Origin of the sequence: Streptomyces luteosporeus (assembly GCF_039532865.1) — a bacterium.
In the GTDB taxonomy this organism is placed as follows: domain Bacteria; phylum Actinomycetota; class Actinomycetes; order Streptomycetales; family Streptomycetaceae; genus Streptomyces; species Streptomyces luteosporeus.
The window spans coordinates 11,814-29,526 of the sequence record NZ_BAAASL010000029.1 but is presented as its reverse complement, the minus strand read 5'-3'; the positions used below and the strand labels follow the sequence as shown (position 1 = coordinate 29,526).

Annotated in this window: 13 protein-coding genes; 8 read left to right on the top strand and 5 right to left on the bottom strand. The window is 74.9% G+C overall.

The window, feature by feature from the left end; translation table 11 throughout:
• Positions 1 to 35 precede the first annotated feature (35 nt).
• Both ABD361_RS28345 and ABD361_RS28340 read left to right on the top strand, forming a co-directional pair.
• Complete coding sequence (locus ABD361_RS28345) at positions 36 to 1,553, top strand: AlkA N-terminal domain-containing protein (protein WP_344439488.1); 1,518 nt, start codon at positions 36 to 38, stop codon at positions 1,551 to 1,553.
• Positions 1,550 to 2,086, top strand: coding sequence for a methylated-DNA--[protein]-cysteine S-methyltransferase (locus ABD361_RS28340; protein WP_344439487.1), 537 nt, complete (start codon positions 1,550 to 1,552; stop codon positions 2,084 to 2,086). Before ABD361_RS28345 ends, ABD361_RS28340 begins: the two co-directional genes overlap by 4 nt.
• 34 nt (positions 2,087 to 2,120) lie before the next feature.
• On the opposite strand, the gene ABD361_RS28335 is transcribed toward ABD361_RS28340, so the two are convergent.
• The gene (locus tag ABD361_RS28335; protein WP_344439485.1) at positions 2,121 to 2,657 is read right to left on the bottom strand and encodes a DUF4232 domain-containing protein; all 537 of its coding nucleotides are present in this window, start codon (positions 2,655 to 2,657) and stop codon (positions 2,121 to 2,123) included.
• Positions 2,658 to 2,784: 127 nt separating this feature from the next.
• Complete coding sequence (locus ABD361_RS28330) at positions 2,785 to 5,118, bottom strand: Orn/Lys/Arg family decarboxylase (RefSeq protein ID WP_344439483.1); 2,334 nt, start codon at positions 5,116 to 5,118, stop codon at positions 2,785 to 2,787.
• A 220-nt stretch (positions 5,119 to 5,338) separates the two neighbouring features.
• Between ABD361_RS28330 and ABD361_RS28325 the strand changes: the two genes are divergently transcribed.
• Positions 5,339 to 6,454, top strand: a complete 1,116-nt coding sequence (locus tag ABD361_RS28325; RefSeq protein ID WP_344439482.1) for a PP2C family protein-serine/threonine phosphatase — start codon at positions 5,339 to 5,341, stop codon at positions 6,452 to 6,454.
• Positions 6,455 to 6,539: 85 nt separating this feature from the next.
• On the top strand, positions 6,540 to 7,241 hold the full coding sequence (locus ABD361_RS28320; RefSeq protein ID WP_344439480.1) for a phosphatase PAP2 family protein: 702 nt from the start codon (positions 6,540 to 6,542) through the stop codon (positions 7,239 to 7,241).
• A gap of 35 nt (positions 7,242 to 7,276) precedes the next feature.
• Here the strand turns inward: ABD361_RS28320 and ABD361_RS28315 are convergent, their stop codons facing one another.
• Positions 7,277 to 8,698 carry an alkaline phosphatase family protein gene (locus tag ABD361_RS28315; protein WP_344439479.1) on the bottom strand — a complete coding sequence of 474 codons (1,422 nt, stop codon included), beginning with the start codon at positions 8,696 to 8,698 and terminating at the stop codon, positions 7,277 to 7,279.
• 552 nt (positions 8,699 to 9,250) lie between these two features.
• Here ABD361_RS28315 and ABD361_RS28310 point away from each other — a divergent pair.
• Positions 9,251 to 11,080 carry an ABC transporter ATP-binding protein gene (locus tag ABD361_RS28310; RefSeq protein WP_344439477.1) on the top strand — a complete coding sequence of 610 codons (1,830 nt, stop codon included), beginning with the start codon at positions 9,251 to 9,253 and terminating at the stop codon, positions 11,078 to 11,080.
• Positions 11,077 to 12,012 (top strand): serine/threonine-protein kinase, encoded by a 936-nt coding sequence (locus ABD361_RS28305; RefSeq protein ID WP_344439476.1) that lies wholly within the window; start codon positions 11,077 to 11,079, stop codon positions 12,010 to 12,012. Before ABD361_RS28310 ends, ABD361_RS28305 begins: the two co-directional genes overlap by 4 nt.
• On the opposite strand, the gene ABD361_RS28300 is transcribed toward ABD361_RS28305, so the two are convergent.
• Positions 11,911 to 12,912, bottom strand: a complete 1,002-nt coding sequence (locus ABD361_RS28300; protein WP_344439475.1) for a DUF72 domain-containing protein — start codon at positions 12,910 to 12,912, stop codon at positions 11,911 to 11,913. The two genes, ABD361_RS28305 and ABD361_RS28300, sit on opposite strands and share 102 nt — an antisense overlap.
• A gap of 110 nt (positions 12,913 to 13,022) precedes the next feature.
• The gene (locus ABD361_RS28295; protein ID WP_344439473.1) at positions 13,023 to 13,712 is read right to left on the bottom strand and encodes a hypothetical protein; all 690 of its coding nucleotides are present in this window, start codon (positions 13,710 to 13,712) and stop codon (positions 13,023 to 13,025) included.
• Between the two features lie 111 nt (positions 13,713 to 13,823).
• On the opposite strand from ABD361_RS28295, the gene ABD361_RS28290 reads away from it, so the two are divergent.
• Together ABD361_RS28290 and ABD361_RS28285 are read left to right on the top strand one after the other, a co-directional pair.
• Positions 13,824 to 14,762, top strand: a complete 939-nt coding sequence (locus ABD361_RS28290) for a cyclase family protein (RefSeq protein WP_344439471.1) — start codon at positions 13,824 to 13,826, stop codon at positions 14,760 to 14,762.
• Between the two features lie 112 nt (positions 14,763 to 14,874).
• Positions 14,875 to 17,676 carry a SpoIIE family protein phosphatase gene (locus ABD361_RS28285; protein ID WP_344439551.1) on the top strand — a complete coding sequence of 934 codons (2,802 nt, stop codon included), beginning with the start codon at positions 14,875 to 14,877 and terminating at the stop codon, positions 17,674 to 17,676.
• Positions 17,677 to 17,713: the final 37 nt, after the last annotated feature.

The following is a 17,713-nucleotide window of genomic DNA, read 5'->3' as shown; positions in this document are numbered from 1 at the left end:
CAGCCACCGCGCCTGCCTGCCGTCATGCTGAGCGGGTGCATGAAGACAGGGAGCGATGCGTCCGAGCCGTGCAGTCCAAGGACGCGCGGTTCGACGGCTGGTTCTTCACCGCGGTGCTGACGACCGGCGTCTACTGCCGGCCCAGCTGCCCGGTGGTGCCGCCCAAACCACAGAACATGACCTTCCACCCCAGTGCGGCCGCCGCCCAGCAGGCGGGGTTCCGGGCCTGCAAGCGCTGCCGGCCCGACGCCACCCCCGGCTCACCGCAGTGGAACGAGCGCGCCGACCTCGTGGCCCGGGCCATGCGGCTCATCGGGGACGGGGTGGTCGACCGCGAGGGGGTCGACGGGCTGGCCACCCGGCTCGGCTACAGCACCCGGCAGATCGAGCGCCGGCTGCGGGCCGAGGTGGGGGCCGGCCCCCTCGCCCTGGCCCGGGCGCAGCGCGCCCAGGCGGCCCGCCTGCTGATCGAGACCAGCACGCTGCCGATGGCGGACGTGGCCTACGCCGCCGGCTTCGCCTCCGTACGCGCCTTCAACGACACGGTCCGCGAGGTCTTCGCCCTCTCCCCCACCGAGCTGCGCCGGCGCAGCCGCCCCGAGCACACCGCCGGCCAGCTGTGCCTGCGACTGCCCTACCGGGCCCCCTTGTGCCCCGACAACCTCTTCGGGCACCTGGTCGCCACGGCCGTGCCCGGCGTGGAGGAGTGGCGCGCGGGCACCTACCGCCGCACCCTGCGCCTGCCGCACGGGCACGGCATCGCCGAACTGCGGCCGGGCCCCGGCCCGTACGTCCAGTGCCGGCTGTCCCTGTCCGACCTGCGCGACCTGACCACCGCCATCAACCGCTGCCGGCGGCTGCTGGACCTGGACGCCGACCCCGAGGCCGTCGACGAACTGCTCGGCGGCGACGCGGTCCTCGCGCCCCTGATACGCAAGGCGCCCGGCCGCCGGGTGCCGGGCACGGTGGACGGTGCGGAGTTCGCCGTGCGGGCGCTGCTCGGCCAGCAGGTCTCCACGGCGGCGGCCCGGACCCACGCCGGGCGGCTCGTGGCCGCCCACGGCACGCCGGTCGCCGACCCCGGCGGCGGGCTGACCCACCTCTTCCCCTCCCCCACCGCCCTGACCGGCCTCGATCCGGCCACCGTCGCCTTCCCCCGCAAGCGGCGCGAGGCCCTCGCCGGCCTCGTCGAGGTGCTGGCGGCCGGGCGGCTGGACCTGGCGGCGGGCAGCGACTGGCAGCGGGCCCGGCAGGTGCTGTCGGACCTGCCGGGGGTGGGACCATGGACCGTGGAGACGATCGCCATGCGCGCCCTGGGCGACCCCGACGCGTTCACCGCGACCGACCTCGGCGTACGGCTCGCCGCGGCGGGACTGGGCCTGCCCACGACGCCGGCCGCGCTGACCCGCCGCGCCGCGGCGTGGCGGCCGTGGCGCGCGTACGCCGTCCAGCACCTGTGGGCGACCGGCGACCACCCCGTCAACCACATGCCGACCGCGGACGTCGTCGCCGCGCCGGCCCGCACCGACGACCGAGGAGCAGCCCACCGATGACCACGCCAGTCCAGCGCACCCACACCGTCGTCGACAGCCCGTACGGGCCGCTGACCCTGGTGGCCGAGGGCCGGCATCTGGTCGGTCTGTACATGGAGGACCAGCGGCACCGCCCGCCGGTGGAACGCTTCGGCCGGCGGCTGCCGGACGCGGGCGGTGAGCCGTTCGCCGAGACCGTCCGGCAGCTGCGGGAGTACTTCGCGGGCGAGCGCCGGGAGTTCGACCTGCCGCTGCTGCTGCACGGCACCGACTTCCAGCAACGGGTCTGGGCGGCGCTGCGCGAGATCCCGTACGGGCGGACGTGGACGTACGGCGAGCTCGCCGAGCACATCGGGCAGCCGACGGGGTCCCGGGCCGTCGGTCTGGCCAACGGCCGCAATCCCCTCGGGATCGTCGTGCCCTGCCACCGCGTCGTCGGCGCGGACGGCAGCCTGACCGGCTACGGCGGCGGCATCGAGCGCAAGCGCGCCCTGCTGGCGCACGAGTGCGCCCTGCCGGCAACCTCCGGCGACGCTCAGGCGGCCCTGTTCTGACTACGGCACGTCTGCGACTACGGCACGCCTTTGACTACTGCACGTCGATGTGCTCGGCGAAGGCGGTCACGGACAGGTCGCCGTTGGTCACCAGCTTGTCGAACGGCACGGTCAGGTGCTCGCGCGAGGCCGGCGGGGTGATCTGCAGGTACGAGGCCCGCACCATGACCGGGGCGTCGGCGTGCGCCCAGGCGAGCGCGGCCTCTGCGGAGCCGCCCGGCTTCAGGAACAGGGTGCGCTTGCCCGGGTCGGTCACGAAGTAGGTGCTGCCCCAGCGGGTGTGGGTGGTCAGCGCCTTGCGCCCGGCGTCCTCCAGCCCCAGGCCCGGGTAGCCGCGCAGGGCGCAGGTGTGCCCGGTGGTGTTGGTGAGCTTCAGGACGGTGCCCTCGTGGGACATGCCCACCTGGTGACCGGCGTCCGACAGCGAGGCCTTCAGGCCCGCGACCCCGCAGGTCGGTGTTGCCTCGGCCGGTGCGGCCGAGGCGGCGCCTGCCCCGCCGAGGACGACCCCGGCCGCCATTGCCGTCGCCGCGACCGTCGCGGCGGTCCTGCCCAGTGCGTTCCGTATCATCACACGCCCCCTCGGAGTGGAGAGGAGAAGCACGAGCCTTCCCCGTGCTCTCCATGATCTCTCTTCCGTCTGCCTCGCGCAGGTCTCCCCAAACGCCCTGCGGCACAGGGAGGGTGTGTGATGCGCCTCAGCCGAGCCTGTCCTTGCGCAGGCACTCGATCTGGTAGTCGCCACTGGCCTCGTCGACCGTCACGCCGTGGGTCTCGCAGCCGAAGCCGGGGAAGGCCCGGTCGAAGGACTCCAGGGCGCGCAGGTAGCGCAGCAGGGGCCCGTCGGCGCCGCCGGTGGACTCGCCGGGCATGAGCACGGGGATGCCCGGCGGCGTGACGGTCACCATGGCGGCCGCCACCCGTCCCGCGGCGTCGGCGATCCTGACCCGTTCGGTGCCCTCGCGGATCAGCTGCCGGTAGCACCAGCGGGGTACGGCGACGGGCTCGGGCAGTTCCCGGAAGGCCCGGTCGAGGAGGGTGACGAGGTCGGCCCGGCGCAGGTGCTCGTGCATCGACCGGCACAGCTCGTCCAGCGTCACGCCGGCGTAGCGGCCGGGGTGCCGCTCGACGAGGCCGGGCAGGACGCGCTCGAGCGGTTCGGCGGCGTCGTAAAGGGACTTGAAGTCCATCAGGGCGTCGAGCAGGGTGCCCCACTTGCCCTTGGTGATGCCCATGGAGAACAGGATCAAGGTGGTGTAGCTGTCGGTCTTCTCCACCACGATGTTGCGGGTCGCCAGGTAGGCCACCAGGACGCGGGCGGGGATGCCGCGCTCGGCCCAGGTGCCGGTGGCGTCCATGCCGGGGCAGGTGAGAGTGACCTTGACGGGGTCGAGCAGGGCGTAGCCCTCGTCGAGGCCCGGGAAGCCGTGCCAGTCGGCGTCCGGTCCGAGCTGCCAGCAGGAGGGTTCGGTGCGCAGCAGGTCGGCGGGGGCGTCGGCGAAGGCGTACCGCTCGCCGGTGGCGGGGTCGGTGACCTCCTCGGGCTGCCAGACGCCGAAGAACCAGGCGGGCCGGTCCTGGGCCTGCTCGATGCGGCGTGCCGTGCGCACCACGGCCTGGCGGAAGCGGACGGCTTCGGTGACCGCTTCGTCGACGAGCCAGTGGCCCTGGGGGCCGTCCATCATGCCGGCGGCGACGTCGAGGGAGGCGATGGCGGGGTACAGCGGCGAGGTGGTGCCGTGCATCATGAACGCCTCGTTGAACCGCTCGTGGTCCACCGGGGCCCTGGGCGCCGCCCGGACGTGCACCATCGCGCTCTGCGAGAGCGCGGCGAGCAGCTTGTGCGTGGACTGGGTGGTGAAGACGGTGGGGCGCTCGGGCCCGGGGAAGGTGCCGGGCCCCACGGCCATCCCGTAGCGGCCGGCGTACAGGGGGTGGAAGCGCGCGTAGGCGAACCACGCCTCGTCGAAGTGCAGGCGCGGTGTGCTGGGGGCCAGTTCGTGCGCGAGGCGCACGGCGTCGTAGCACACGCCGTCGTACGTGGAGTTGGTGACCACGGCGTACTGGGCGGCGGGCGAGGTGGCCTGCGCGGCGAGGGGGTTGGCGGCGATGCGGGCGGCGACGGCGTCGGCGGCGACGCCCGCCGGGGGCAGGGGGCCGGCCAGCCCGTAGCCGTTGCGGGTGGGCACAAGGTAGACGGGCCGGGCGCCGGAGAGGACCAGTCCGTGCAGGACGGACTTGTGGCAGTTGCGGTCGATCAGGGCGATCTCGTCCTCGGCGGCGCAGTACTGGCCGACCATGCGGTCGGCCGTGGAGTTGCCGTGCAGGACGAAGTAGGTGCGCTCGGCGCCGAAGATGCGGGCGGCGTTGCGCTCGGCGTCGCCGACGGGGCCGGTGTGCTCGAAGAGGGAGCCGAGCTCCTCGACGGAGATGGACAGGTCGGTGCGGAAGAGGCGCTCGCCGTAGTGGTCGAAGAAGGCGCGGCCGACCGGGGACTTGAGGAAGGCGACGCCGCCGGCGTGGGCCGGGGTGTGCCAGGAGTACTCGTGGGCGTCGTGGAAGCGGCGCAGGGCGCGGAAGAAGGGCGGCAGGACGGCCTCGCGGTAGGCGCGGGCCGCGCCGGCGATGCGGCCGGCGATGAACGCCGGGGTGTCCTCCAGCGGCCACACGTAGCCGACCACCGCCTCGGCGACCCACAGGGGCAGGCGTTCGAGGTCCTCGTCGGCGTCGTCGGTCATGACCAGCAGGACCGGAAGGCCCTTGAAGCGGCGGGAGATCTCGCGCAGGACGGTGGCGCCGCCGGGCCCGTCCGCTGCGGGGGCGCCGGCCGGGGCGAGGTCCCAGGAGACGACGGCGGCCGCGAGACCGGCCTCGGTGCGCAGCACCGCCCGGGCGTCGGAGTCGGTGCGGGCCCAGCGCACTTCGAGCCCGTGGGACTCCACCGCCGCGCGGATCCTGCGCAGTTGCTCGCTGTGGGATCCGGCGGCGAGCGGGTCCTGCTGCAGCGCGAAGAGGACGGTTCCGTCGGTCATCTCAACTCCCCCGTTATTGAGATCAACGGACCACACCCTGCCCGTGGTGGGCCGCGGCCACTCCCCGCACGAGGTCCGCCGATGCCCAAACCACCCGGTCGTGGGCAATCGGTGCGCGTGCTGCGGGCGGGTGCCCCCGGTGGGGCTGATCGGTGGGAACGGGCCGCGGGCGGGCATGGCGGCGGGCCGGGCCCGGGGCGCGGTGGTGTAAGCAGGAGGCATGGATCTCTGGCGACCGCGCGGGGCCCCGCGCCGGCCGGGGCGGGGCAACCGGGCCCTGGTCGCGGTGCCGTTCGTGCTCATCCTGGTCGTCACGGTGGTGGACGTCCTGGCGCCGCCCGAGGTGCACCTCGGTCCCTTCCTGGTCGCCGCGCCCGCGGTCACGGCGTCGTTCGGCGGGGCACGGCTGACGGCGTTCGTCGGCCTGGTGGCGGTGGTGGCGCAGGTCCTCGTGGCCGTCCTGCGCACCTCCCTGACGGATCTCAACCACACGCTGCAGGTCACGGCGCTGATCCTCATTTCGGCGATCGTGACGCTCTTCGCGCACCGCCGCGAGCGGCACGAGCGGCAGATGACGCAGCTCAGGTCGGTGGCGGAGGCCGCTCAAGGCGTGGTGCTGCGGGCGTTGCCGCGGCGCTCGGGCCCGCTGCGCATCGCGTCGGTCTACCTGGCCGCCGAGGCCGAGGCGCAGATCGGCGGCGACCTGTACGCGGTGGCGCGGACGGCCGGCAGCACGCGGCTGGTCGTGGGGGACGTGCGCGGCAAGGGGCTGGCGGCGGTCGGGGACGCGGCGCTGGTCCTGGGGGCGTTCCGGGCCGCGGCGCACCGGCAGGCGGAGCTGCCGGACCTGGTGGCGGATCTGGAGGGCGCCCTCGCCTCGGGCGTGAACGGGCTCGGGGGGCGGGAGCGGGCCGACCGCAGCGAGGCGTTCGTCACCGCTGCCGTACTGGACGTGCCGGACGGGGTGCCGGTGCTGCACATGGTCAGCTGCGGGCACCCGCCTCCGCTGCTGCTGCGCGAGGGCCGGGTGAGCGCGCTGGAGGCGGCACAGCCGGGGCTGCCGCTGGGGCTGGCCTCCTTCGACCGGTCGGGCTTTGTCCTGGAGTCCTTCGCGTTCGGCCCGGGTGACGTCGTCCTGCTGTACACGGACGGGGTGATCGAGGCGCGGGACGGAGCCGGGGTGTTCTACCCCCTGGCCGAGCGGCTGGCGGGGCGCTCGGGGGACCATCCCGAGGCGCTGCTGCGGCACCTGCGCGAGGACCTGCTGGCGCATGCGGGCGGGTCCCTGGGCGACGACGCGGCCATGGTGGCCGTCCAGCGGCTGGCCGCGCCGTAGGCGATTGCCGGGCCCTGCCCGGTGCGGCCGGTGGCCGTCCTCGGTCGTCGTCTACAGTGCTGCCGATCAGCCGAGGAGGGGGCCGATGACGTCCGTCCAGCGCCGGGCAGCAGCCGTGACCGGCCTCGTGGCACTGGCCGCCTTCGCCGTGCTGGCCGCTCTGGTCGTCGTCCGGGGCGGCGCCCCCTGGCCGGTGGACACCTGGGTGCTGGGGTGGGCCGTGGAGCACCGGCCGGGCCCGGCGGTGACCTTCGCGCGCCGTCTGACCGACACCGGCACGGGTGCCGTGCCGTACCTGCTGGCCGTCCTGGCCGGGCTTCTTGCCGGGCGCACGGCCCGGCAGCGCCTGCTGTACGCCGCGTGGTGCCTGCTCTTCCTGGGGGCGGGCCAGGGCCTGCGGCGGGCGGTGCTGTACGCGGTCGAACGGGCGCGGCCGCCCGCGCGGGACTGGGCGACGCACGCCTCGGACTGGTCCTTCCCCTCCGGGCACGCGACGACGGCGGCCCTGACCGCCGCCCTGCTCGTCGCGGTGGCTCTGCTGCGCGCGCCACGGGCCCGGTGGCCGCTGGCCGTCCTGGCCGGCTGCTGGGGAGCGGCGGTGGGGCTGACGCGGGCCTACCTGGGCGTGCACTGGATCAGCGACGTCGTCGGGGGCTGGCTGTTCGCCGTCGCGTGGTGCGGTGCGGGCGTGTGGGCGGCCGCCCGGTGGCTCCCCGTACCCGCCCGGCCGCAGCGACGACGGCCCGCGGGCTCCCGGCGCGGTGCCGCCCGCGCCGGGAGCCGCTGAGCCGCTGAGCCGCTGAGCCGCTGAGCCGCAGGGCCCTACCGCCGGGGCCGGGTGCCCGGTTCCTGGCGCGGGGGCTGCTGGGCGGCGCCGGGGAAGGCCGGTGCCGGCAGGTGGGCGACGTCCCACTCGGCCTGGCGCAGCCGTTCCTCGGTGTCGGTGGGCAGGCCCGGCGGCCTGCCGGCGGCGGAACCGAAGCCGAAGGCGGAGGTCAGGTCGCCGAAGGTGCGCCGGCGCCAGGCGCTGATGTTGGGCTCGCGCACCCCCGTCCAGCGTTCGAGGAAGCGCAGCACCGAGGTGTGGTCGAACGCCTCGCCGGCCGCCCAGCCGCCCACTGTCCACGGCGAGACGATGAGGCAGGGCACGCGGAAGCCCCCGCCGATCGGCAGGCCCTGGACGAACTCGTCCGGGGTGCCCTTGGGCGGGACGGGCGGGGGCACGTGGTCGAAGAGGCCGTCGTTCTCGTCGAAGTCGAGGATGAAGACGGTCCTGCGCCACACCTCGGGGTTCTCGGCGATCGCTTCGAGTTTCTTGGCGATGAAGTCCGCGCCGGCGGCGGGCAGCGAGTCGGGGTGCTCGCAGGAGGCGGTGGTGGGCAGGATCCAGGAGACGGCCGGCAGTCGGCCGGCTCGCGCGTCGGCCTCGAAGGCCCCCTCGGGGGCTGCCCGCAGTCCGCGCTCGTACAGGGGGCTGCCGGGCTTGGCGTTCTTGAACTGCTGGAACTGCTCCAGCATGTTCGTGCCGTAGTCGTCCTCCTCCCGGTAGACGCGCCAGCTGATGCCGGCCTTCTCCAGGCGCTCGGCGTAGGTGGTCCACCGGTAGGGCGTGGGCGCGGTGTTGTCGATGACGGGGCCGCCGCGGGTGCCGCCGGGGTCGATCGTGCCGGTCATCCAGTACAGGCGGTTGGGCCAGGTGGGGCCGAGGACGGAGCAGAAGTAGTTGTCGCAGATGGTGAAGGCCTCCGCGAGCGCGAACTGGAAGGGGATGTCCTCGCGCGTGTGGTAGCCCATCACGTAGGGGGCCTTGGCGCCGTCGGAGCCGGGGCGGCGGTGGGCGGCCATCCAGCGGTCCATCCTGCCGCCGTTCCACGACTCGTGCTGGGTGCGCCAGGAGTGGTCGGTCGAGGGGATCGCCTGGGCGCGGGTGCGGTGGGTGTCGAGGCGGAAGGGCAGCAGGTAGCCCTTGGGGTTCTTGGCGTCGGGCTGGTGGAAGACGCTGCGTCCGCTTGGCAGCGTGAGGGCGCCGGGGTCGGCGAAGCCGCGCACCCCCTTGAGGGTGCCGTAGTAGTGGTCGAAGGATCTGTTCTCCTGCATCAGCAGCACGACGTGCCGGACGTCGGCGAGCGAGCCGCCCCGCGCGGGTCCTGCGGCCACCGCCCGCTGGAGGCCGGGTGGCAGCACGGACAGAGCCGCGGTGCCGGCCGCCGCGCCGAGGAGCCTGCGCCGGGTGATGTCGGACATGAGGATCCCTCCCTGGGTGTCGTGTGGGGGCCACACGCATGACCGGTACGACTGTCCCGGTACGGGCCCGTCGACGACAGGGGGGAGGGAGTGAACGATGCGGCAATTAGCTGTGAATGAGGGGAAGTTGGCCGATCGGCGCCCGGGAGGACGCCATGGCGCGCCGGGCGATCACGTACGGGGGGCACGGGCCCCGCACCCCGGCGCCCGGCATCCGGCCGGGCGCCGGGGAAGGTGTCGGCGGCACCGCGTTACGCTGGAATCGTGGCAGATTAAACAATCCCCGTTCCGGCAATCTCCCGGTGCGGGGACCGGAAGGATCCGGAGGACGCCATGGGGATCCTGGCGAACCTGACTCCGGCCCTCGGCAGCATGCGCAAGCGCACTGACGACAGGCGCAGGAGGAGGAGCAGGCACCACAAGAAGACGGATCACCGTCGTCGCTACGGCAAGGGCTACTGACGGCATCCGGCAACCGTCCAGGCCGGGCCTCGCAGGCCCGGCCGTGTCGATGGGGCGGGGGCACGTGCTGTGTGGTCGCCGCGGCGGTTCGTGGCCGCCATCGCCAACCCGCAGGAGGAGGAGTCGGTCGTCCCGGCCGCTCCCCCGGTGCCGCTGCGCGAGGTCTTCCGCCGCTTCTGGCCCTACACCCGCGGCGGGCGCCGCTGGCTGCCGGTCCTCCTCGTCCTCGTCGCCGCCGGCCCGGTGCTGGACGCGGCCGGCGTCTGGCTGTTCAAGATCGTCATCGACGACGTCCTGGTGCCGCGGCACCTCGCCCTCTTCGTGCCCGTCGCCCTGGCCTACGTGGGCATCACGCTGGCCGCGGGCCTGGTGAGCTTCGGCGACGAGGTCACCTCCACCTGGGTGGGCGAGCGTTTCCTGATGACCCTGCGCGCGGACCTCTTCCGGCACCTGCAGGGCCTCTCCCTCGGCTTCTTCGAGCGCCGCCGGCTCGGTGACGTCCTCGCCCGCCTGACGGGCGACGTCGAGGCGGTCGAGACGTTCCTGCTCTCCGGGATCGTCACCGCGATCGCCCACCTGATGGAACTCGCCGTCTTCCTGGCCGTGCTCTTCTACCTCAGCTGGGACCTGACCGTGGTCGCCCTCCTGGTCGCCCCGCTGTTCTGGGGCACCGCCCGCTGGTTCGCGACCCTGGTCAAGGACGCCTCCCGGGAGCGGCAGCGGCGCAGCGGGACGATCAGCGCCGTCGCGGAGGAGAGCCTGGCCAACGTCGCCCTCGCCCAGGCCTACGGGCGCGAGGGCCACGAGCAGCAGCGCTTCCGGGCCGAGAACCTCGGCCGGTACCGGGCCGAGATGGCCTCCGCCCGCATCGCCGCCCTCTTCGGCCCGGTCGTCGACGTCCTGGAGCTGGGCGGCGTGCTGGTCGTCATGGGGCTGGGGGCCTGGGAGCTGACCCGGGGCGGTCTGACCCTGGGCGGGCTGCTGGTCTTCCTCACCCTGCTGACCCGGCTCTACGGGCCGATCCGGGGCGTGGCGCGGCTGAGCAACACCTTCTACGCGGCGTCCGCGGCCGCCGAGCGGATCATCGAGATGTTCGACCAGCGGCCGCAGGTCACCGAGACTCTCTTCCCCGCCCGGCTGGGGCGGGCTCGCGGCGAGGTGGTCCTCGACGCGGTCACCTTCCGCTATCCGGCGGCCGCCCGGCCCGCGCTCACGGACGTCTCCCTGCGAGCGGGGCCCGGCGAGACGCTGGCCCTGGTGGGGGCGAGCGGTGCGGGGAAGTCGACCGTCGCCAAGCTGCTGCTGCGCTTCTACGACCCCGAGCGCGGCGCCGTGCGCATCGACGGCCTTGACGTGCGCGAGCTGCGCCTGGCGGAGCTGCGCGAGAACATCGCGCTGCTCCTGCAGGAGACGCCGGTCCTGCACGGCACCGTCCGGGAGAACATCGCCTACGGCCGGCCCGGCGCGAGCGAGGCACAGATCGTCGCGGCGGCACGGGCCGCGGACGCCGACGGTTTCGTCCGCCGCCTGCCGCAGGGCTACGACACGGTGGTCGGCCAGCACGGCCGGTTGCTGTCGGGCGGGCAGCGCCAGCGCCTGGCGATCGCCCGGGCCATGGTGCGCGACGCGCCCGTCCTCGTCCTCGACGAGCCGACGACCGGGCTCGACGCCGCGTCGGGCCGCCGGATCCTGCAGCCGCTGCGGATGCTGATGGCCGGGCGCACGACGATCATCATCTCCCACAACCTGCTGACCGTGCGCAGCGCCGACCGCATCGTGCTGCTGGAGGACGGCCGGGTCGCCGACAGCGGCACCCACGCCGAGCTGCTCGCCCGCAGCGCCTCCTACCGGCGGCTGCACCGCCTGCACGGCGCCGGCGGCGGCCTGCCGCTCGCGCCGGCCGAAGGGGATGCGGCATGAGCGCCCGCGCCGGCCCGCGGCCGGCGCCGCTGCCGGCCGGGGCGCTCGTCGCACCGGGCTACGAGGTGCTGGCGCACCTGCATCGCACCGGCTGGCTGGATCTGTACGACGCCTGGAGCCGGGAGCGGGAGTGCCGCTGCGTGGTGAAGGTGCTGCGCCCGGACCGCGACGCCGATCCGGAGCTGCGCGAGCGGCTGCTGCGCGAGGGCCGCTGGCTCAAGGACTTCACGCACCCGCACCTGGTGCGCGCCTACGAGGTCGCCGGCGCCGCGGACCCGCGGCCGTACGTCGTCCTGGAGACGCTCACCGGCGAGACGCTCGATCACCTGGTGCAGTACGCAGACGCCCTGCCGGACGCCGGCGACCTGGCCCTGCTCGGCGTGCAGCTGTGTTCGGCGGTGCACTACCTGCACGGCCAAGGGCTGCTGCACCTGGACATCAAGCCGGACAACGTCGTCATCGACTGCCGCCGGGCCAAACTGCTCGACCTGAGCACCGCCGCCCCGCCCGGCCCCGGTGAGCCCGGCATCGGCACCCGCTGCTACCTCTCCCCCGAGCAGGCGCGCGGCGGGCCGCTGACGGCGGCGACGGACGTGTGGGGCATCGGCGTCACGCTGTACGAGGCCGCCACCGCAACAGTGCCGTTCGACGAGGGCGAGGAGCCGCAGGAGGAGACCTCCGACGAGCCGCCGGGCGAGGACGAGCCGGACGAGGACGCATGGGGCGAAGAGGAACTGGCCGCGCGCTATCCGCAGCTGCGCGGGCGGGCACCGTCCGTGGCGGCCCGCCGGCGCCTGCCCGCCGGCCTGGCCGCGGCGATCGACGCCTGCCTACGGCCGGACCCGGCCGCCCGCCCCCCGCTGGACGCCCTCGCCGCCGCGCTCGACGCCCTGCTGCCGCAGGGGCGCCGCACCGCTGCGCCCCGGGAGTGAGGGGGCCGCCGCTGTCGCGAGCAGAGTGCGCATGGTCTCCGCGGCGGTGACGGCGGCCTGGCCGCAGCAGTTGTTGAACAGCACATGCACCCGCGCGGCGCCGCGGGCGAGCCGCCGCACGCGCGCGGCCCACGGGGCCAGCTCGGCGCTGGTGTAGTCGTGGCGGAAGCGGTCCTCCTTGCTGCCCCGCCCCCAGGCCGCCGAGCGGCCGTGGAAGCGCACGACCGCGAGGTCCGGGCAGGTGACCTCGGCCACGGGCGGGACGGCCCCGGGCACCCGCGGGGAGGTGTCCACCGCCACGAGCGCCATGCCGCATTCCCGCGCCAGCCCGAGGGTGCCCGGCAGTTCGGTGTGTCCGAACCAGCCGGGGTGGCGGAACTCGACGGCCAGCGGCAGGTCACCGGCGTACGCCCGGCAGGCGGCCACCCGCGCGCGGCTGCGCGGCCCGGGGGCCAGCCACGGCGGGAACTGCACCAGGACCGCGCCCAGCCGGCCCGCCTCCCGCAACGGCCGTATCCCCTCGGTGAACCTGCGCCACAGCTCGCCGATGAGCTCGCGCGGCAGCTGCGCGCTCGTCAGGCGCCGTTCGGCCGGCCCCGGCGGCCGCAGGTCGGCGGGCAGCATGGCCGCCCGTACGGGGTGGCCGGTCAGGGGCGCGAACGCCTTGACGTCGAAGGTGAAGCCGGCGGGCGTGCGCTGCGCCCACTGGTGGCCGATGTGCGGGGCGGGCAGCCCGTAGTACGTCGTGTCGGCCTCCACGACGGGGAAGCGGGCCGCGTAGTGCCGCAGCCGTCCCTCGGGGGAGCGCGCGCCCGGCGGGTACCAGCCGCTCGCGACGAGGGCCTGGTCCGTCCAGGAGCAGGTGCCGACCAGGATGCCGGACCGGTCGATGGTGCTCACGCCGTCTCCTTCCCGGTGCCTTCCCGGTGCCTTCCCGGTCGAAGGTGCCGCCGGTGCGTGGCGGACCGGGAGCTCAGGCGTGTTCCCCGGATCGGCCCGGTGACACCCCCTCAGCGGACCGCGGTGCTGCGCAGCACCGCGTCGACCTCCTGGCCGGCCCGGGTGCCGGGGGCGTCGCCGCTGAGGCCCAGGACGAAGGACGTGCGGCGGTGGTCGACGGTGACCACGGTCATCCTCAGGTGTGCGGTGCCGCCCTTGGGGTCGGTGATCCTCACCGTGACGGTGTGGGCCGGCTGATCGCCGACCTGCGCCGGGCGGGAGTCCTCCAGCGTCGCGGGCTGGTCGGGGAAGAAGAACTCGGCGTTCGACCGGGCCGCGCGCTCGGTCTGCTGCGGCAGGGCCGCGGGCGGGACGACCTGCCCGGACCGCCCGGCCATGACGGTGGCGCCGGTCGCGTCGTGTGCGGCTGCGGCGTCCGGCTTCCTGATGATCTGTGAGGTGAAGGCGCTCATCAGGCCGGCGTCCTTGGCCGCGTCGTGCTTCCAGCCGGCGGGTATCGCGTAGGACAGTCCGGCCCTGGTGTCGTCCACCCGGGGCCGGCCGGCCAGCGGGGAGTCGTCCCCCTCGCGCGTCAGCCACCAGGTGAGCGCGCCGCCCCCGGCCAGCAGCACGGCCAGGGCGGTGGCGCCGGCGATCACCGCGGTGCGCCGCGCGGGCCGGGGGGCCGGGGGCGGGGCAGGCGCATGGGCCGGGCAGGGCGGGTGGTACGGCTGGGGGGAGGGCGGCGTCGGGCTGGTCATGGCCTTGAGCCTTCCCTCCGCGCGGGGCTGCGGCCTGAGTGCCCGTACTCAGATCGCGTACTCAGGCATCCGGGCGTGCCGGGCGCCCGGGGGGCGGTCACACTGGGGCAGGTGAGCAGCCTTGCCTCCGGGTCGTCCCCGGCCGTCGCGCGGGCGGAGTTCGACGCGCTCTTCGAGCGGCTGCGGACGTGGGGGCGCTGGGCGGACGCCGGGCGCGGGGCGTTCGGCCGGGTCGGTGCCGGCCAGGTCCGGCGGGCGGTGGAGCTGGTGCGGTCGGGAACGGTCGTGGCGATGGGGCTGCCGTGGAACACCGTCTGCGGCCCGGACAACCGCAAGCCCGCCCTGCACTACTTCTCCGACCTCGGTGACGTCGAGCCGCCCGAGCCCGCCACCCACAAGGACTTCATCGGCGCCGACTACCACGGCAAGGGCGTGAGCCACCTCGACGCCCTGAGCCACGTCGCCTACCGCGGGCGGCTGTACGACGGGGGCGAGGCCGGGCGCCTGGTGGGCGCCGCGGGGGCCCGCTTCGGCGACGTCGCGGCCCTGGGCCCGCTGGTGACGCGCGGGGTGCTGCTGGACCTGCCCGCGGTGCAGGGCACCGACTGGCTGGAGCCCGGGCAGGCCGTGCACGCCGCGGACCTGCTGGCGGCGGAGGCCGCACACGGCGTGCGCATCGGCGAGGGGGACGCCCTGCTGGTGCGGACCGGCCGGTTCCGGCGGCGTCGCCGCCTGGGTGCCTGGGACGCCGACGAGGCCGGTGCGGGCCTGCACGTCCATGCCGTGCCGCTGCTGGCCGAGCGCGGCATCGCGCTGCTGGGCGCCGACGGCGACAACGACGTGCGGCCCTCGCCGGTGGAGGGGGTGCACTCCCCCGTCCACGCCCTGACCGTGGCCGCGATGGGGGTTCCGCTGCTGGACAACCTCGACCTGGAGGCGCTGGCGGCGGCCTGCGCGGACGCGGGCCGGTACGCGTTCCTGTGCGTGGTGGCACCGCTCGACGTCCCCGGCGGCACGGGATCCCCGGTCAACCCGGTGGCGGTTCTCTGAGCGTGGACGGTGCGCAGCCGAGCGTGACCGGCGCCCGCCCGGCGAAGCCCGAGGGGCGATTTAAAATGGAACGTCGAGCGACTTCCGCAGTGTCGTACGGGAAGTGATCCGGATGGGCCTCGTCGCGGAGGACATCGGGCCGGTGCTCGCCCGTGAGAAGTTCTTCCGCGGCGGGACGGTCGAGGAGGCCGTGCGCGGCCCCATCCTCAGCTCCTGGGAGCGCAGCCGGCAGCTGGGGCTGTCGCCGGACGGCTGCGAGCTGCCGTACGTGCAGGACCTGGACCTGGACGGTCGCCTGGTCCGCGCGGCCGCGCCGGTCATGGACCGGCTGCAGGCCCGCTTCACCGACCGCAACATGAACATCTGCCTCGCCGACGGGCGCGGCGCGGTGCTGCAGCGCCGCTTCGGCACGGCCTCCCTGGCCCGGAGCCTGCCGGCGATCCAGAGCGTGCCGGGTTTCGTGTTCGCGGAGAAGTACGCGGGGACCAACGGCATCGGCCTGGCCCTCGCCGAGCGCCGGCTGATCAACGTCTACGGCGCCGAGCACTTCGCCGAGCGCTCCCAGTCCAACGCCTGCTCCGCGATCCCCGTGCGGGACCTGCTCAGCGGGCGCATCGAGGGCGTGCTGTGCTTCGGCTACCCGTACGCGGACGTGGACGGCGGGCTGGACACCGTCATCCGCAGGGCGGCCGGCGCCATCGAACAGCGACTGCTCGAACAGAGCACGGGGCGCGAACGGGCCCTGCTGCAGGCCTACTTCGACGCCAGGCGCCTGCTGCCGGACGGCGACGCGCGCCTGGGCGAGCTGGCGGCGAGCGGACTGGACTGGCGCGACCAGATGATCCTCAAGGAGAAGGCCGCCGAACTGATCTCCTCGGGCCAGCGGGCCGCGCTGGCGGTGTCCCTGCCCGGCGGGCGGCGGGTGACCCTGCTCAGCCGCCCGGTGACCAGCCCCTCCGGTGTGGAGGGCCTGGCCGTGGAGGCGGTCCTGCCCGCCCGGCACGAGCGTCTCGCCGTCGTCCCGGAGCCGGGGGCGCCGGTGGCCGGCGGGCCCGCCCGGCTGCTGGGCCGGCAGGCCCTGGCCGAGAGCGTCCCCGTCGCCGGGCCGCCCTCCCGGCCGGCGGCGCGGGAGGAGGCGGGCGAGCTGGTCATGGTCGGCGAGCCGGGGGTGGGGACGTACGCGGTGGCGGCCCGGCGCCGCCTGGAGCTGCTTGCCGAGGCCAGCACCCGCATCGGCACCACCTTGGACGTCACGCGCACCGCGCAGGAGCTGGCCGAGGCGGCCGTCCCGCGCCTGGCGGACTTCGTCACCGTCGACCTGCCGGAGGCGGTGCTGCGCGGCGACGAGCCGGCCGATCCCGCCAGGGACCTGTACCGCACGGTGGTGCACGGCGTCCGCGACGACTGCCCCTTCTACCCGGCGGGCGGGCGCGTCGACCTGCAGCCGACGACACCGCAGTTGCAGTGCCTGACCACCCGGCGCACGGTGCTGGAGCCCGACCTGCGGGCCGCCCCCGGGTGGGTCGCCCAGGACCGTACGAAGGCCCAGCGCATCCTCGCCCACAACGTCCACTCCCTGATCGCCGTGCCGCTGCTGGCCCGGGGCATGGTGCTGGGCATCGCGAGCTTCTACCGCGCCCGCGATCCGGCCCCCTTCGGCGACGACGACCGCGCGCTGGCGCAGGAGCTGGCCACGCGGGCCGCGATCTGCATCGACAACGCGCGCCGCTACACGCGCGAGCACGCGATGGTGCTGGCCCTGCAGCGCAGTCTGCTGCCGCAGACCTTCCCCGAGCAGAACGCGGTCGAGGTCGCGCACCGCTACATGCCGGCCGAGTCCGGGGTCGGCGGCGACTGGTTCGACGTCATCCCGCTGTCCGGCACGCGCGTGGCCCTCGTGGTCGGGGACGTCGTCGGCCACGGCCTGCACGCCGCGGCCACCATGGGCCGGCTGCGCACCGCCGCCCGCAACTTCGCCGAGCTGGACATGCCCCCGGACGAGGTCCTCACCCACCTCGACAACCTCGTCGGGCGCCTGGACCGGGAGGAGTGCGGGGATCCGGGCGCGGGCCTGACCGGCATCATCGGCGCGACCTGCCTGTACGCGGTCTACGACCCCACCTCGCAGGAGTGCGTCATGGCCCGGGCCGGGCACTGCCCGCCCGCACTGGTGCACCCCGACGGCACCGTGACCTTCCCCGACCTGCCCGCCGGCCCGCCGCTGGGGCTGGGCGGCCTGCCCTTCGAGACCGCCACGTTCCACCTGCCCGAGGGCAGCCAGCTGGTGCTGTACACGGACGGGCTCATCGAGGACCGCGAGCGCGACTTCGATGCCGTCCTGGAACTGCTGCGCCGGGCCCTGTCCCACCCCAGCAGGCCGCCCGAGGAGACGTGCCGGGCCGTCGTGGAGGCGGTGGTCCCCGAGCATCCCGCGGACGACATCGCGCTGCTGGTCGCCCGTACCCACGTCCTGGACCCGGACCGGATCGCCGTGTGGGACCTGCCCGCCGATCCGGCGCTGGTCTCCTCGGTGCGCTCCGCCGTCACCGCCCGGCTCACCGCGTGGGGGCTGGAGGAGCTGGCCTTCTCCACCGAACTGCTGCTGAGCGAGCTGGCCACCAACGCCATCCGCTACGGCAGCACCCCCATCCAGGTGCGCCTGCTGTACGACCGCACCCTGACCTGCGAGGTCTCCGACGGCAGCAGCACCGCCCCGCACCTGCGGCACGCGGCGAGCACCGACGAGGGCGGCCGCGGGCTGTTCCTGGTCGCCCAGCTCTCGCAGTCCTGGGGCACCCGCTACACCCCGGGCGGCAAGGTCATCTGGGCGGAGTGCCCGCTGGAGATGGCCGCCGGCAAGGACCTGGACGCCCACCTCGCGCTCGCCTCCTTCGACGACATACCGGCTATCTGACGCTCCATCCGGCATCACGGGCGAAAGGGGTCGTAGC